The organism is Pseudarthrobacter oxydans (genome assembly GCF_013314975.1).
Taxonomy (GTDB): Bacteria; Actinomycetota; Actinomycetes; order Actinomycetales; family Micrococcaceae; genus Arthrobacter; species Arthrobacter oxydans.
Window position 1 is genome coordinate 1 of the sequence record NZ_JABTYH010000022.1, and the last position, 15,394, is coordinate 15,394.

The following is a 15,394-nucleotide window of genomic DNA, read 5'->3' on the forward strand; positions in this document are numbered from 1 at the left end:
CCAGCCGGTCGTAGTGGACGGCACCGCCGTCGGACAGGAGGACCTGCTGCCGGGCGCGGTCCACACGCTTCACCCGGACGCCCAGGCGGATGTCGGCGCCCTGGGCAGTCAGCTCCGCGGCGTCTGAGAGGGCCAGGGCCTCGACGGTGGTCCTGCCCACGCCGAGATCGGCCACGAGCACGCGGTTGTAGGCGGCTTCAGCTTCCTCGCCCACCACCGTCAGGCCCACCTTGCCGCTGCGGACGGCAGGCAGGAGTTCGTCAACCAGCCGGGCCGCCACCGGGCCGAATCCCACAATGACAATCTGCTCGCTCATGAGGCCTCCGTCGTTTGAAGCACGTTGGTGGAAAGGGACGCGGCTACGGGCCGGACCCACACGGTGTTGAACTTGAACTCCGGCATCCCGGAGACGGGGTCCGTGGCCGCTTCCGTGAGGCGGTTCGCACTCTCGAGTTCGGGGAAGTGGAACGGCAGGAAGACGGTTTCGGGACGGATGGCGGTGCTGAGCTGGGCCCGGCACTGCACCTCGCCGCGCTCATTGGCAACGGACACGAGCGACCCCTCGGTGATGCCCATCGACGCCGCAGCCGCCGGATGGATCTGCACCTTCGCTTCCGGCTGCGCCGCCAGCAGCTCCGACACCCGCCGGGTCTGCGCGCCGGACTGGTAGTGCTCCAGGAGGCGGCCGGTAATGAGGGTCATGGTTGTCGCTGCGGTGCCGGCCCCTGCAGGGGGCGCAGCAGGAGCACGACGGCGGCGCGGCGTCACCGGGGTCATCACGGCTTTGCCGTCCGGGTGCGCGAACCGGTCCTGGAACAGCCGCGGTGTTCCCTGGCTGCCGGCGGGGTAGGGCCAGTAGGCGGCTTCGCCGCGGTCCAGCATGCCGTAGTCGATCCCGGAGTAGTCCGCCAGTCCGCCGGCAGAGGCAAGGCGGAGTTCCTCGAACACGGTTTCGGGGTCCTCGCTGTAGGTGGAAGGGGCGTCAAGGGCTTCGGCCAGCCGCGCCATGATCCACAGTTCACTGCGGGCGCCGGCCGGCGGAGTGAGGGCCCGGCGGCGGCGCAGCACGCGGCCTTCGAGGTTCGTCAGGGTGCCCTCTTCCTCCGCCCACTGGAGGACGGGAAGGATGAGGTCGGCCTCAGCGGCCGTCTCAGACATAAAGAAGTCGCAGACCATCAGGAAGTCCAGGCTCCGGAGCCCCGCGATCACGGCGTTGGCGTCGGGGGAGGCCACGGCGATGTTGGAGGCGTGGACAAGAAGGCAGCGGACGCCGTCGGGCTTGCCCAGCGACTTCAGCAGCTGCACGGCGGGCAGGCCCGGGCCGGGAATGAGGTCCTCCTCCACGCCCCAGACCTTGGCCACGTGGGCGCGGGCGGCGGGGTCGGTGATCTTGCGGTAGCCGGGGAGCTGGTCGGCCTTCTGGCCGTGCTCGCGTCCGCCCTGGCCGTTGCCCTGGCCGGTGAGGGTCCCGTAGCCGCTCCGGGCCGATCCGGGCAGGCCCAGCAGGAGGCTCAGGTTGATCGCGGCCGTGGCGGTGTCGGTGCCGTCCACGTGCTGCTCCACACCGCGGCCGGTGAGGATATAGCTCCCGCCGTCGCGTGCGCCCCGGGCCAGCCGGCGGGCCGTTTCGCGGATCAGTTCAGCCGGGACGCCGGTGAGGGACTGCACCCGTTCGGGCCAGAAGGAGTTGACGCTGCGGGCTACGGCACTGTAGCCGGACGTGCGCCCAGCCAGGTACGCGCTGTCCACCAGGTTCTCGTGGATGACCACGTGGGAGATGCCCAGGAGAAGGGTAAGGTCGGTGCCCGGCAGGGGCTGGAGGTGGAGGCCGCCGCCGTCGGCCGTGAACGCGGCAGTGGCGGAACGGCGCGGATCCACCACGATCAGCCCGCCGGCGTCGCGCGTTCCCTTGAGATGCTGCACGAACGGCGGCATGGTTTCGGCGACGTTGGAGCCGAGCATCAGGATGGTGCTGGCGGTGTCCAGCGCTTCGAGGGGGAAGGGGAGCCCGCGGTCAACGCCGAAAGCGCGCATCCCGGCCGCCGCGGCCGAGGACATGCAGAACCGGCCGTTGTAGTCGATGCGGGAGGTGCCCAGGGCGAGCCGGGCGAACTTCCCCAGCATGTAGGCCTTTTCGTTGGTGAGGCCGCCACCGCCGAACACGCCGACGGCGTCGGCGCCGTACCGGGCGCGGGCGTCCTTCACAGCGGACACGGCGAGGTCCAGGGCCTGGTCCCAGCTGATGGGCCGGTGGACGCCGTCAGCGCCTTTCAGGAGCGGCTCCGTGATCCGTCCGGGGTGGTTCAGGAGGCTGGCGGAGGTCCAGCCCTTGCGGCACAGGCCGCCGCGGTTGGTGGGGAAATCCCGGCCGCTGACTTCGAGGGGTGCCGCCAAGGGGATTCCGGGGGCGGCAGTTCCCGGCACGGGGACTGACCCCGGCTGGGAAGCCGGGGCCAGTGCCGTGGGAGACGTGAGCGTCATGGCGCACTGCAGGGCGCAGTAAGGGCAGTGCGTGTCGGCGCTTTTGGTCATGTTAGACGTGTCCCATCGCATTTCGGTTGGCGTTGCGGATGTAGCAGGACCAGCACACAACCAGCATCAGGACGTACGCCCCGACGAAGCCGTAGAACGCGGGGGTGTACGAGCCGCTGGCCGAGTTGGAGGCGTTCAGCACCTGCGGGATCACGAACCCGCCGTAGGCGCCGATAGCGGAGATGAGGCCCAGGGCGGAGGAGGCGAGGCGCTGGGTGGCCACCGAGCTGGCGCCGTTCCGGGCAGCGCGGCTGTTGGTGGCAAAGATGATGGGGATCATCCGATAGGTGGCACCGTTTCCGAAGCCGCTGGCGGTGAAGAGCATCAGGAAGAGGGCCAGGAAGAGCCAGAAGTTCTTCAGCGGAAGGGTCCAGATCATGGTGAGGGTGATGACGGCCATGGAGGCGAAGGCCGCCACAGTCATGCGGGCACCGCCCATCCGGTCAGCCATGCGTCCGCCGTACGGGCGGGCCAGGGAGCCCACCAGCGGGCCGAGGAAGGCCAGCGACAGTGCCACAGTGCCCACTCCGATGGAGGAGAAAGCCGGGAAGTAGTCCTTGATCAGTTTGGGGAAGACACCGGCGAATCCGATGAACGAGCCGAACGTGCCGATGTAGAGCAGCGCCATGATCCACAGGTGCGGTTCCTTCAGCGCTGCGATGGAGCCTGCCACGTCACCCTTGGCACTGGTGAGGTTGTCCATGTACTTCCAGGCACCGAAGGCGGCGATCAGGATGAACGGGACCCACATCCAGCCGGCCAGGGGCAGGTTGACCGTGCCGACGGCGAGGAGGGTGATGGCAATCGGGACGGCCAGCTGTGCCACGGCGGCACCCATGTTGCCGCCGGCGGCGTTCAGGCCCAGGGCCCAGCCCTTTTCGCGGGCGGGGTAGAAGAAGGTGATGTTGGCCATGGAGCTGGCGAAGTTGCCGCCGCCGAAGCCTGCCAGGGCGGCCACCAGGAGCATGACGCCGAACGGGGTTTCCGGGTTGGAGACACACAGGGCCAGGCCGATGGAGGGGATCAGGAGCAGCAGGGCGGACACGATGGTCCAGTTGCGGCCGCCGAAGCGGGGAACCATGAAGGTGTACGGGATGCGCAGGGTGGCACCCACGAGGCTCGGCATGGAGATCAGCCAGAATATTTCGGAGGTGGAGAAGGTGAAGCCGGCTGCGGGGAGCTGGACCACCACGATGGACCAGAGCTGCCATACGACAAAGCCGAGGAATTCGGCGAAGATTGACCAGTTCAGGTTGCGGCGTGCAATGGAGCGGCCTGCAGTTTCCCACTGCTCCTTGTTCTCGGCATCCCAGTTGGCGATCCAGCGGCCGGGGCGGAATTCAAGGGCGGGGGAGTCTGTGGTGCGGGTAGGGCCGGGCTGTGCGCTGGCGGATGCGGCGGTTCCGGGCAAGGCGGAATCTTCGAGATCAACGGAACTTCCGGTGCCGGCATCGGCGGTGCGGTCAACAGTCACGGGGTACCTCCTTCTGGGGGATGTTGTTCCTCCAAGGTAGGGAAGCCGCGTTTCACGGACGGACGCCGTGTGTTAACGCGCTGTGACATTTGCCTATCGGCGGGCCTTGCCGGGTGTGAGGCGGACGGCGGGGACCACAAAATGAGACACACCACACAGGTCCGCATGCTGGACCTTTCGTCCATTGACTGGACGGAGGGAACTAATATTGAACTCTGACTATTTCGAGCCGTTCCTTTACCCCGGGTCCGGCCGGTCCTCACGAAAGCGTTTACCTATGTCATCCACCCATACCTCCACGGTGTCCGGGTCCCAGCCGGTGAACTCACGCGGACGCGTGATCGTCGCCAGCCTGATCGGCACCACGGTCGAGTTTTACGACTTCTACGTCTACGCCACCGCCGCAGTGCTGGTTTTCCCGCAGCTGTTCTTCCCCAACCAGAACGAAACCACCCAGCTCCTGAGCTCGTTCGCCGTGTTCGGCGTGGCCTTCATTGCCCGCCCCCTCGGCTCGATCGTCTTTGGGCACTTCGGCGACAAATTCGGCCGTAAGGGCACCCTGGTGGCATCCCTCCTGACCATGGGTATTGCGACCTTCCTGATCGGCTGCCTGCCCACCGCACTGGTTCCGGGCTGGGAGTTCTGGGCTCCGGCCCTGCTGGTGGTCATGCGTTTCGCCCAGGGCCTGGCCCTGGGTGGTGAATGGAGCGGCGCCGCGCTGCTGGCCACGGAGAATGCCCCGGCCAACAAGCGCGCCATCTACGGAACCTTCCCGCAGCTGGGTGCGCCCATCGGCTTCATCATCGCCAACGTCATCTTCCTGGTGTTCAGCTACGCGCTCTCGCCGGCTGACTTCCAGGCCTGGGGCTGGCGCGTGCCGTTCCTGCTCAGCGCCGTCATGGTGATCATCGGACTGTACGTCCGCCTGAAGCTGATCGAAACTCCTGCCTTCACCAAGGTGATCGAGTCCAACGAAGTGGCCAAGCTGCCGCTGGGCCGGGTGTTCAAGACCAGCTGGCGCCAGCTCATCCTGGGCACGTTCATCATGCTCGCCACATATGTGCTCTTCTATCTGATGACCACCTTCACCCTCACCTACGGCACCCGTCCCGCCACGCTGGACGCTGCCAGGGCCGCGGCTGAAAAGGCCGGAAAGCCGATGTCGGAAGCGGCCGCCGCGGCGTTCGTCCCCGGACTGGGCTACACCCGCAACGACTTCCTGTGGATGCTGATTGCCGGCGTCGTCTTCTTCGGCATCTTCACCCTCGTGTCCGGGCCGCTGGCCGAGAAGTACGGCCGCCGCAAGATGCTCCTGGCCGTTACCGGCGGAATCTTCGTCTTCGGCCTGCTGTTCGTCCCGCTGTTCAGCGGCGGATTTGTTGGCACCATGGCGCTGCTGGTGATCGGTTTCTCCCTGATGGGCCTGACGTTCGGACCCATGGGCGCCCTGCTGCCCGAATTGTTCCCCACCAACGTCCGGTACACGGGGTCCGCAGTGAGCTATAACTTCTCCAGCATCCTGGGCGCAGCGGTGGCCCCGTTCATCGCCGTCGCGCTGTGGGAACTCGCGGACGGCAGTCCCGTGCTGGTGGGCGTCTACCTGACCTCCATGGCCGTGCTGACGCTCATTGCCCTGTTCGTGAGCAAGGAAACCCGCGACCTGGACTACGAGAACAACGTGGCCTAGGGATACGGACCGTACGTTCCAGCCCGGTTCGTGGCTGCGGTGCCCGGTGCGTTCCCCGTCAACAGGGGAGTGCGCCGGGCACTTTCGCGTCCGGGGCCGGAGGAAGTGGGCGGGAACGCACGACGGCGGCGCTTCGGGGCCGTGCGGGGTGTCACCGGGCGTAGCGGTCCACGAAGTTCCGGAGCACCTTCATGGGTTCGGTGACGGTGAACTGCCGGGCGTTCTCCATCAGGTCCTCAGCCGATTCGGGCGGGAAGTAGCCGGCGTTGCGGTAGATGTCGATGCGGGTGATGAGCCCGTCTACGTCCAGTTCGGGGTGGAACTGCGTGGCGTAGAGATTCGTCCGGATGCGGAACATGTGCACCGGGCAGGCCGCGGAGCGCGCAAGCAGCACGGCGTGCGCCGGCAGGGCGGTGCAGGCCTCCTTGTGGCCGGTGAAGGCGGTAAAGGAGCGCGGCATACCCTTCAGGACAGGGTCCTCGAGTCCCGCGTCCGTGAGTTCTATCTCCACTCCGCCCAGCGGTTCACCATAGGTCCTGTCGATGACGGCGCCCTGGTGCGTGCCGAGCGTGCCCACGCCGTAGCAAGCGCCCAGGAACGGGAAATCCCGGGCCACCAGCCTGTCCAGCAGCCCGGACAGCTCACGTTCCACCCGGTGCTGGACGGCTGATTTCCCTTCCGGCGGATCGCTGGAGGTGAAGGGGCTTCCGCCAACAATGACCCCCGAGTAGTCCGCGAGGTCCAGGTCCGGCAGCGGTGCAGCCTCGAGCCTGACGCGGCGCAGTTCCCGCTCTTCCAGGCCGCCATAGCGCAGGTAGGCGTCGTATTCGTCGTCGGCGGCGGCGTCCTCGGCCCGGGAGGCCAGGAGCAGGAAAGGCAGCATCTGCTAAGTGTGCCGGTTTGGGCCGGAGCTGTCAGCTAGGCCGGAGGCTGGGTGAGGGAGCGGCGCGACTGCGGGCGCGCGGCAGGGTCGGCATGCCGGTGCACGAGCTTCCAGTAGCCTTCCTCGCGCCGGAAGATGCTGGTCACCCGGAGGGCGAACTCCTCGGCAACAGCCGCACCGTCCAGGCGGGCCTGGAAGTGTTCGGTCTCCACCAGGTAGGCGGTGTCCCGTGCGGTGTAGGACGTGACGGTGTCGAACCCCAGCATCCGGCCGTCCTGGAACTGCCGGGCAGCCTGGTCCAGCCTCGCCTCCACCTGCGCCCAGCCGCGGGCGATCCCGCCAAAGGGGTTGGCCAGCGTGACGTCGTCCAGCCGGGAATAGAGCTCCTTGACGGGCTCGGGATTGCCCCGGGTAATCTCGGGGACGGCCAGGTGGTACCGGCCCACTTCTTCCTGGAAACTGGGTGCGAGCATGGGTGCCTCCGGCGCTTACTGGTCTTCGATCATGGCGATGATGGCGCCGGCAGACACTGTCTCACCGGAGGACGCCTCCAGCCCGATGACGATTCCGGAGCGGTGCGCCGTCAGGGGCTGCTCCATCTTCATCGCCTCGAGGACCACCACCAGGTCTCCTTCGGAGACGACGTCGCCGTTGGCAACAGCCACCTTGACGATGGTTCCCTGCATGGGGGAGGTCAGGGCATTGCCGGTGGCCGCTGCAGGACCGCCGGAGCGGGAGCGCTTCTTCGACTTTGCCGGCTTCGCTGCTGCCGACCCGCCGGTTCCGAGGGCACCCAGGGATGCGGGCAGGACCACTTCCAGGCGCTTGCCGCCCACTTCCACCACCACGCGCTGGCGGTCGTCGGCTGCGCCGTCCGCGTCGGCGGGCCCGTCGGGGGTCCAGGCAGGAAGGTTGTTGACGAATTCTGTTTCGATCCACCGGGTGTGGACCGTGAACGGGCCCTCGGCCGGGGCGAATGCGGGATCGGACACCACCGCGAGGTCGAACGGGATAACCGTGGGGATGCCCTCCACCACCATTTCCTCAAGCGCGCGGCGGGCACGCTGCAGGGCCTGGGGGCGGTTGGCTCCGGTGACGATCAGCTTGGAGAGCATGGAGTCGAAGTTGCCGCTGATCTCATCACCCTGCTCGATGCCGGAGTCGATGCGGACTCCGGGGCCGGTGGGGTTCTTCAGCACGCGCACGGTGCCCGGCGCCGGCATGAAGTTGCGGCCCGGGTCCTCGCCGGTGATGCGGAACTCGAAGGAGTGCCCGCGCACCTCCGGGTCGCCGTAGCCGAGCTCTTCGCCGCGGGCCAGCCGGAACTGCTCGCGCACCAGGTCGATGCCGGTGACTTCCTCGGACACGCAGTGCTCCACCTGGAGGCGGGTGTTCACTTCCAGGAAGGAGATGGTGCCGTCCTGTCCCACCAGGAATTCGCAGGTGCCGGCACCCAGGTAGCCTGCCTCCTTGAGGATTGCCTTGGAAGACTCGTAGAGCCGGCGGTTCTGCTCCTCGGTGAGGAAGGGTGCCGGGGCTTCTTCGACGAGCTTCTGGTTGCGGCGCTGGAGCGAGCAGTCGCGGGTGGAGACCACCACGACGTTGCCGTGGGCGTCCGCCAGGCACTGGGTCTCGACGTGCCGGGGAGCGTCCAGGAAGCGCTCGATGAAGCACTCGCCGCGGCCGAACGCGGCGGTGGCCTCGCGCACGGCGGATTCAAACAGTTCGGGGATTTCCTCGCGGGTGCGGGCAACCTTGATGCCGCGTCCGCCACCGCCAAACGCAGCCTTGATGGCCACCGGCAGTCCGTGCCGGTCCACGAACTCGAGGATCTCCTCGGCGGATTCCACCGGGTCAGCGGTGCCGGGGACCTGCGGGGCGCCGACCTTTTCCGCGATGTGGCGGGCCTGGACCTTGTCGCCCAGGGCGGAAATGGCTTCGGGGGAGGGGCCGATCCAGGTGATGCCGGCGGCGATCACCTTGGCGGCAAACTCGGCATTTTCGGCAAGGAAGCCGTAGCCGGGGTGGATGGCGTCGGCGCCGGACTGGCGGGCGGCGTCGATGATTTTGTCCATGACCAGGTAGGACTCGGCGGCGGTGTTGCCGCCCAGGGCGTAGGCCTCGTCAGCGAGGCGGACGTGCAGGGCGTCGCGGTCCGGGTCCGCGTAGACAGCCACTGAGGCGATGCCTTCGTCGCGGGCGGCCCGGATGATGCGGACGGCGATCTCACCGCGGTTGGCGATCAGCACCTTTGTGAGGGTCGACTGCGTGGTTCCTGCGGACTGCTCCAAATTTGCTGACAAGGCGTCTCCTTCTTTCCTTCAGGGAGCCTAGCGCGGTTTTGAGGGTTCCGCCGATATTACTTGCGGAATCCGCGTGTAAACGGGCCAAGCTTTGTAGGGAAGCTACAAGACCCTGCCGTTTACGGTGCTTTTGGCGCCGGCGCTGCAGGTGCCGTCAGCCGCGCCAGAGGTCGGTGATGCGCACGTTCGCGGCGGCAAGGAGGCTGCGGAGGGTGGAGACGGAAAGTCCGACGACGGTGTGCGGGTCGCCGTCGACCTTCCGGATGAATGCCCCGCCCAGGCCGTCAATGGTGAAGGATCCGGCACAGTGCAGCGGTTCGCCCGTGGCGATGTAGGCGTCGATTTCTGCCGGGTCCATCTCCAGGAAGCTGACCTCGGCCGAGGCCACCGTCCCGAGGGTGGCGCCGGTGCCCATACCTTCGCCGTCGTCGTCGGAATGTGTGTCCCGGCAGTCCACCAGCCAATGGCCCGTATGCAGCACCCCTGTGTTGCCGCTCATCCGCAGCATGCGCTCGCGGGCGATCTCGGAGGTGTACGGCTTGCCGTGCGCCTCGCCGTCGAACTCGAACACAGAGTCGCAGCCCAGGACCAGCGCGCCCTCAGCTTCCGGCAGCGCCGCCACTGCCTCGGCCTTGGCCCGGGCCAGCAGCAGGGCGGTGTCGTGCGGATCGGTGACGCCGTAGCTGGCCTGGACGGTGTCCTCGTCCACGTCGGACACCAGGATGGAGTGCCGGATGCCGGCCTCGGCCAGGAGCTTGGTGCGGGCGGGGGACTGGGATGCAAGAATCAGGCGGACCACAAATCCAGCCTAATTGACCGGCCCGGCCTGGTGGACCAGTTCCCCGGGAACCGGTGCCGCTTCGGGCCGGTTGAGCTTGGCGCCCTCCACGTCCACGTCGGGCAGGATCCGGTCCAGCCACCGGGGCAGCCACCAGGACTTTTCACCCAGCAGGTACATCACGGCCGGAACGATGGTCATGCGCACCACGAAGGCGTCCAGGAGTACACCGAACGCCATCGCGAAGCCCAGCGGCCGGACCATGGTGAGGTGGCTGAAGATGAAGCCCGCGAACACGCTGACCATGATGATCGCGGCGGCGGTCACCACAGCGGCCGCGTGGCGGAAGCCCACCCGGACGGCTTCCTTGGCGGTGGAACCGTGCATGTACGCCTCCCGCATGCCCGAGGCGATGAACACCTGGTAGTCCATGGCCAGGCCGAACAGCACACCGATCAGGATGATGGGCAGGAAGCTCAGCACGGCGCCGGGGTTGGCGACGTCAAACACGCCGCCGAGCCAGCCCCACTGGTAGACGGCCACCACGGCGCCGAAGGCTGCGGCGAGCGAGAGGAGGAAACCGCCCGTGGCCAGCAGCGGCACCACGATGGAGCGGAAGACCAGCAGCAGCAGGATCAGGGAAAGCCCGACGACGATCGCCAGGTAGGGCGGCAGGGCGTCACCCAGCTTGGTGGAGACGTCGATGTTGCCGGCCGTCTGGCCTGTCAGGCCCATCGCCACACCGTGCTCGGACTGGATGTCGTCATTGAGGCCGCGGAGTTCGGACACCACGTTGACGGTGCTGGCGCTGGCCGGGCCTTCCTCGGGGATGACCTGGAAGACGGCGGTCCGGCGGTCCTCGCTGAGGGCAACCGGCACAGCGGCCACCACGTTGTCCACGGCGCGGAGCTGGTCGGCGACGTCGTATTGCAGGGTCTGTGCCTGGGCTTCATCGAGGCCGGCCGGGAACTCGCCCACGGCGACGATGGGGCCGGTGACGCCCTCGCCGAAGCTGCGGGCCGTGAGGTCATACGCCTGGTAGGCCTCGGAGTCCACGGGTTCGGAGCCGCCATCAGGCAGTGCGAGCTGCAGCTGGGTGGCCGGCAGCGCGAGGGTGCCCAGGAGGAGCACGCCGGCCAGGAGGGCCAGGATGGGGTGCCGGGTGACCAGGCCGCCCCAGCCACGGGTGCTGCGCTCGCGGTCCCTGGCCTCATCGGCTGCTTCGTGGCCGGGCTCCGCGTTGTGGGCATCGGCTTTGGCCCAGGCCCGCCGGGAGATAATGCGCCGGCCGATCAGGGACAGCATCGCGGGCGTCAGGGTGATGGCCACCAGGACGGCCACGGCAACGGTGCCGGCCGCGGCCAGGCCCATGACGGTGAGGAACGGCAGGCCCGGCACCACCAGTGCGGCGAGGGCGATGATCACGGTCAGGCCGGCGAAAACCACGGCGTTGCCCGAGGTGCCGGTGGCCCGCGCCACGGATTCCTCCGGATCCATCCCGGCAAGGAGCTGCGTCCGGTGGCGGTTCACGATGAACAGGGAGTAATCGATGCCCACGGCCAGGCCCAGCATGAGGGCCAGCATGGGAGAGATGGAGCTCATGTCGAAGAGGCCGGACAGGGCGAACGTGATGCCGACCCCCACGCCGACGCCCACCACGGCCATCAGCAGCGGCAGTCCGGCGGCGACAAGCGTGCCCAGCATCAGGATCAGGACCAGGGCTGCCACCGCAATGCCGATGATCTCAGCGGCGCCGAAAAGTTCGGAGATGTCCTCGGTGATTTCCTTGCTGGCGTAGGCGGTGACGCCTGCGCCGGACGTCTCGTGGGCGATGTCCTGGACCTGCTGGCGGACCTCGGGGCTCAGGCCGTTGATGGAGGTGTTGAACTGGATTTGGGCCACGGCGGCGCGGCCGTCTTCGGACACGAACCGAATGGCCGAGGACGCTTCTGCCTGGCGCTTGCCGAGTTCGAGCTTTGCCTTGCTGGTTTCCAGCTCCCGGGCGCCTGCCTCGAGCCTGGCCTGGCCCTCGGCCAGTGCCGCCTTTTGCTGGCCGAGCTGGGCCTCGATGAGTGTGGCAGGTGCGCCGGCTGCGGAAAGCTGCTGCTCTGCTGCGGCCAGCTGCGCCTGGCCGGCTTCGAGCTGGGCTTGGGAGGCGTCCAGCTGGGCCTGGCCCGCGGCAAGCTGCTGCTCGCCGTCGGTGATGGCCTGCCCTGCCTGGTCCACCTGGGCCTGCGTGGCGAAGGGATCCACGGTGCCGCGGACGTCCGGCACGGTCTCAAGCTTCCTGAGCGCATCCGTGACGGCGGTCCGGCTCTCGGCGGTAAAGCCGCCGTCGGGCGCCTCAAAAACGATGGTGGCCGTGCCTCCGGATGCCGAGGGAAGCTCTTCCTTCAGCTTGTCCGCGATCCGCTGCGTTTCGGTGCCGGGAATCTGGAAGTTGTTGGACAGTGTTCCGTGGAACGCTGCGGCGGCACCGCCCACGGCCAGCAGTGCGGCAAGCCAGAGGGAAATGACCAGCCAGCGCCGGCGGTAGGAGAACTTGCCCAGGCGGTAAAGGAACAGTGCCATATGAGGTGACCGATCTGATCAGGAGGAACGGGAGGCTGAGGATGAGGGGGCGGGCGTGCCGCCGATGGTGAAACCGGAACCGAGCAGGGCCATGGCATCGATCAGGAGCTGCCTGAGCTCCGCGAGGGATGCCGGTGAGAGGTCGGCGCCGCGGCGGAAAAACCAGACCTCCATGGCGGCCTTGCCGCAGGAAATCACCGACCCCGCGAGGGCGCGGAGGTAGAGCTCGTCCGCTGCGCCGGGAGTGGCGGACGCACGGTCGCGGGCCACGGCGGTGATCTGTTCCCGGCAGTGGTCCCAGGCTTCCAGTTCGGAATGGGACATCAGGCTGCTCTGCTGGGTCAGTGTGAACAGTTCTGCCAGCGGGGCCACCGTCATCGGGTCCGCAAGCGCCATGAGTGCCTCTTGGGCGGACTGGAGGACGGGTTCGTCCGCGGGCCGGAGCCTGAACTGCTGGATGGCGTTGTCCAGGAAGCCGTGGGTGACAGAGGCCAGCGCGGCATCGGTACTGCCGAAGTAGTTGAAGAAGGTCCGGCGTGAAATTCCGGCGGCGTCTGCGATGTCCTCGACGGTGAAGTTCCCTGGCCCCTTGCTGCGCAGGAGGGCCAGAGCGGCGTCAGTGATGGCCTGGCGGGTGGCGGCTTTGTTCAACTCCCGCCGGGAAGGCGGCGCAGGCGCCTGCGCGGCGGCTTCCGAGGGTGTGGGGTCTGCGGAAATTGTCACCCTTTTACACTACGTGCAAGTTTGCACTCTGGGCAACTTACTTTCACAGCAGAATGAAAGGTTCCGGACAGCTCTTCCATGAGTTGCTTGCCGATGCTGGAAGTGTCCCGAGAAGGACTAAAGATCAGCAGCCGTCCCGGACGGCAGTACCAGGAGACAAGAAATGTCACGCACAAAGAAAATGACCCTCGGCCTGTCAGCTACGGCGCTGGCCCTTGGAGCCGGAATCGGCGTTGCCGGCATGGCCTCCGCCACCACAACACCGGCTCCCACTCCGAGCGCGAGCGCGAGCGCATCGGCCGACGGCAGCACCAGCACCATGCCCGGCGGCATGGGCAAGCACGGCGGCCGGGGCGGTGAGCGGGGAATTGCCCAGGCGTCCGCGCTGGCGGAGAAGCTGGGTGTTGAGGAAGCAAAGGTGACGGAGGCCCTGCAGGCCTTCCGCGATGCCAACAAGCCTGCCGGTCCTCCGGCGGAGGGGGAGAAGCCTGATGCAGCCACCCGCGAGGCCGCCCTTGCGAAGTCGCTGGCTGAATCGCTTGGCATCGAGGAATCCAAGGTCACCGCGGCGCTGGAGGAGCTCCGCAGCGAGCGGCAGGCAGAAAAGGCGGCGGGTCTCAAGACCCGGCTGGACCAGGCGGTCGCGGACGGGAAGCTGACGCAGGCGGAGGCGGACGCCGTCACCAAGGCGGTGGAGAACGGCGTGATCGGCGGCGGCGGGCACTGACCGCACGCCTGGCCTCCTGCCGGGCAGCGCCTTGCACAGAGATGGCGCTTCACACAGAAAGAAGTCCCCGGGAACCGTTGGGTTCCCGGGGACTTCTTTGTGGTGGGTGAGCAGGGGCCTTTAGGCCTTCGCATCCTCAAGGTGGCGCGGAGCGGTGTCCGTGGTGGTGCCGTCCTGGGGAGCGGCGTCAGCGTCGAAGCTGTCGTCGACAAACGGTGTGCCGTTGCGGGGCGCGTTGTACAGGTGCTCGTCCAGGATGCCCTGGCGCTTGGCCACGATGGTGGGAACCAGGGCCTGGCCGGCCACGTTGACCGCGGTGCGGCCCATGTCCAGGATCGGGTCAATGGCCAGGAGCAGTCCGACGCCGGCCAGCGGCAGTCCCAGCGTGGACAGCGTCAGCGTAAGCATCACCACGGCGCCGGTGGTGCCGGCCGTGGCGGCGGAACCAAGCACGGAAACCAGGGCGATCAGCAGGTACTGGGTGAAGTCCAGCTGGATTCCGAAGAACTGGGCCACGAAGATGGCTGAGATCGCGGGGTAGATTGCGGCGCAGCCGTCCATCTTGGTGGTGGCTCCCAGCGGCACGGCGAAGGAGGCGTAGGCGCGGGGGACGCCCAGGCTGCGCTCGGTGACGCGCTGGGTCAGCGGCAGGGTGCCCACGGAGGAGCGGGAGACGAAGGCCAGCTGGACGGCGGGCCACACGCCCGAGAAGTACTGCTTGACCGAGAGGCCATGGGCTCGGACCAGGATGGGGTACACCGCGAAGATGACCAGGGCCAGGCCAACGTAGATGGCGAAGGTGAACTTGCCCAGGGAACCGATGGTGTCCCAGCCGTAGACGGCAACGGCGTTGCCGATGAGGCCCACAGTGCCCAGCGGGGCGATCCGGATGATCCACCACAGCACCTTCTGGATGACGGCCAGCGCCGAAGCGTTCAGGTTCAGGAAGGGCTCGGCAGCCTTGCCTACCTTGAGTGCGGCAACACCGACGGCGATGGCGATCACGAGGATCTGGAGCACGTTGAAGCTGACGGAGGTGGTGACCGCGCCGGATTCGGCAACGGTGGAGCTGGCGCCGAGTCCCAGGAAGTTCTTGGGGAACAGGCCCACCAGGAAGGCCCACCAGTCACCGGACTTGCCGGAGTACTTGGCTTCCTCTGAGATGCCGGTGTTGGCACCGGGCTGCAGCAGGACACCCAGGCCGATGCCGATCAGCACGGCGATCAGGGACGTGATGGCAAACCACAGCAGGGTGTTCCAGGCGAGCTTGGCGGCGTTGGACACCTGGCGCAGGTTCGAGATGGAGCTGACCACCGCGGTGAAGATCAGGGGTACGACGGCGGTCTGCAGCAGCGACACGTAGCTTGAGCCGATGGTCTGCAGCGTGGCGCCAAGGGCATTGGGGCTGGCTTTGGTGCTGCCGGTGTACTTGGCCAGCAGGCCGAGGCCGAGCCCGACGATGAGGGCGGCGATGATCTGGAAGCCGAACGAGCCAGCCCATTTGGGCAGCTGGAAGCCGGTCTTTCCTGCGGGGGGAGGGGTGCTTGTCTGAGTGCTCACCCGAATACGCTAAGGGCCATTCGCATACCACGGCGAACGAACATTGAGAAATATTACGCTCCCCATGTTTCCACTGAAGCCAAAAATCCCTGTGAGGACAAGGGTTTCAGCCCCCTATGTTAAGTATTCCCGGCCCTGCTGTGGTTAATGTCTCTC

The 15,394-nt window shown here is 67.3% G+C and carries 11 protein-coding genes and 1 pseudogene; 2 read left to right on the plus strand and 10 right to left on the minus strand.

Annotated elements, in window-relative coordinates:
• From HTS88_RS14335 to HTS88_RS14345, 3 genes and pseudogenes are all read right to left on the minus strand, one after another.
• A pseudogene (locus HTS88_RS14335) lies at positions 1 to 316 on the minus strand (FAD-dependent oxidoreductase); the annotation flags it as partial.
• Positions 313 to 2,532 carry a molybdopterin oxidoreductase family protein gene (locus HTS88_RS14340; RefSeq protein ID WP_174179490.1) on the minus strand — a complete coding sequence of 740 codons (2,220 nt, stop codon included), beginning with the start codon at positions 2,530 to 2,532 and terminating at the stop codon, positions 313 to 315. The gene HTS88_RS14340 and the pseudogene HTS88_RS14335, both read right to left, overlap by 4 nt.
• 1 nt (position 2,533) lies before the next feature.
• Positions 2,534 to 4,006 (minus strand): MFS transporter, encoded by a 1,473-nt coding sequence (locus tag HTS88_RS14345; protein WP_174179492.1) that lies wholly within the window; start codon positions 4,004 to 4,006, stop codon positions 2,534 to 2,536.
• A 277-nt stretch (positions 4,007 to 4,283) separates the two neighbouring features.
• Here HTS88_RS14345 and HTS88_RS14350 point away from each other — a divergent pair, with 277 nt between their 5' ends.
• On the plus strand, positions 4,284 to 5,693 hold the full coding sequence (locus tag HTS88_RS14350) for an MFS transporter (RefSeq protein WP_174179494.1): 1,410 nt from the start codon (positions 4,284 to 4,286) through the stop codon (positions 5,691 to 5,693).
• Between the two features lie 151 nt (positions 5,694 to 5,844).
• On the opposite strand, the gene HTS88_RS14355 is transcribed toward HTS88_RS14350, so the two are convergent.
• The 6 genes from HTS88_RS14355 to HTS88_RS14380 form a co-directional block, all read right to left on the minus strand.
• Complete coding sequence (locus tag HTS88_RS14355) at positions 5,845 to 6,576, minus strand: glutamine amidotransferase (protein ID WP_174179496.1); 732 nt, start codon at positions 6,574 to 6,576, stop codon at positions 5,845 to 5,847.
• 35 nt (positions 6,577 to 6,611) lie between these two features.
• Positions 6,612 to 7,049: a YybH family protein gene (locus HTS88_RS14360; protein ID WP_174179498.1), complete on the minus strand. Its 438-nt coding sequence runs from the start codon at positions 7,047 to 7,049 to the stop codon at positions 6,612 to 6,614.
• 15 nt (positions 7,050 to 7,064) lie between these two features.
• Positions 7,065 to 8,879, minus strand: coding sequence for an acetyl/propionyl/methylcrotonyl-CoA carboxylase subunit alpha (locus HTS88_RS14365; RefSeq protein WP_174179500.1), 1,815 nt, complete (start codon positions 8,877 to 8,879; stop codon positions 7,065 to 7,067).
• Positions 8,880 to 9,033: 154 nt separating this feature from the next.
• A complete protein-coding gene (locus HTS88_RS14370; RefSeq protein WP_174179502.1) occupies positions 9,034 to 9,678 on the minus strand; it encodes a Maf family nucleotide pyrophosphatase in 645 nt (214 codons plus the stop codon).
• Between the two features lie 9 nt (positions 9,679 to 9,687).
• Positions 9,688 to 12,228 (minus strand): MMPL family transporter, encoded by a 2,541-nt coding sequence (locus HTS88_RS14375; protein ID WP_174179504.1) that lies wholly within the window; start codon positions 12,226 to 12,228, stop codon positions 9,688 to 9,690.
• Between the two features lie 18 nt (positions 12,229 to 12,246).
• Positions 12,247 to 12,951 carry a TetR family transcriptional regulator gene (locus HTS88_RS14380; protein WP_174179506.1) on the minus strand — a complete coding sequence of 235 codons (705 nt, stop codon included), beginning with the start codon at positions 12,949 to 12,951 and terminating at the stop codon, positions 12,247 to 12,249.
• A 163-nt stretch (positions 12,952 to 13,114) separates the two neighbouring features.
• Here HTS88_RS14380 and HTS88_RS14385 point away from each other — a divergent pair, with 163 nt between their 5' ends.
• Positions 13,115 to 13,678 (plus strand): hypothetical protein, encoded by a 564-nt coding sequence (locus HTS88_RS14385; protein WP_174179508.1) that lies wholly within the window; start codon positions 13,115 to 13,117, stop codon positions 13,676 to 13,678.
• 120 nt (positions 13,679 to 13,798) lie between these two features.
• Here the strand turns inward: HTS88_RS14385 and HTS88_RS14390 are convergent, their stop codons facing one another.
• Positions 13,799 to 15,238 carry a dicarboxylate/amino acid:cation symporter gene (locus HTS88_RS14390; RefSeq protein WP_174179510.1) on the minus strand — a complete coding sequence of 480 codons (1,440 nt, stop codon included), beginning with the start codon at positions 15,236 to 15,238 and terminating at the stop codon, positions 13,799 to 13,801.
• Positions 15,239 to 15,394 lie beyond the last annotated feature (156 nt).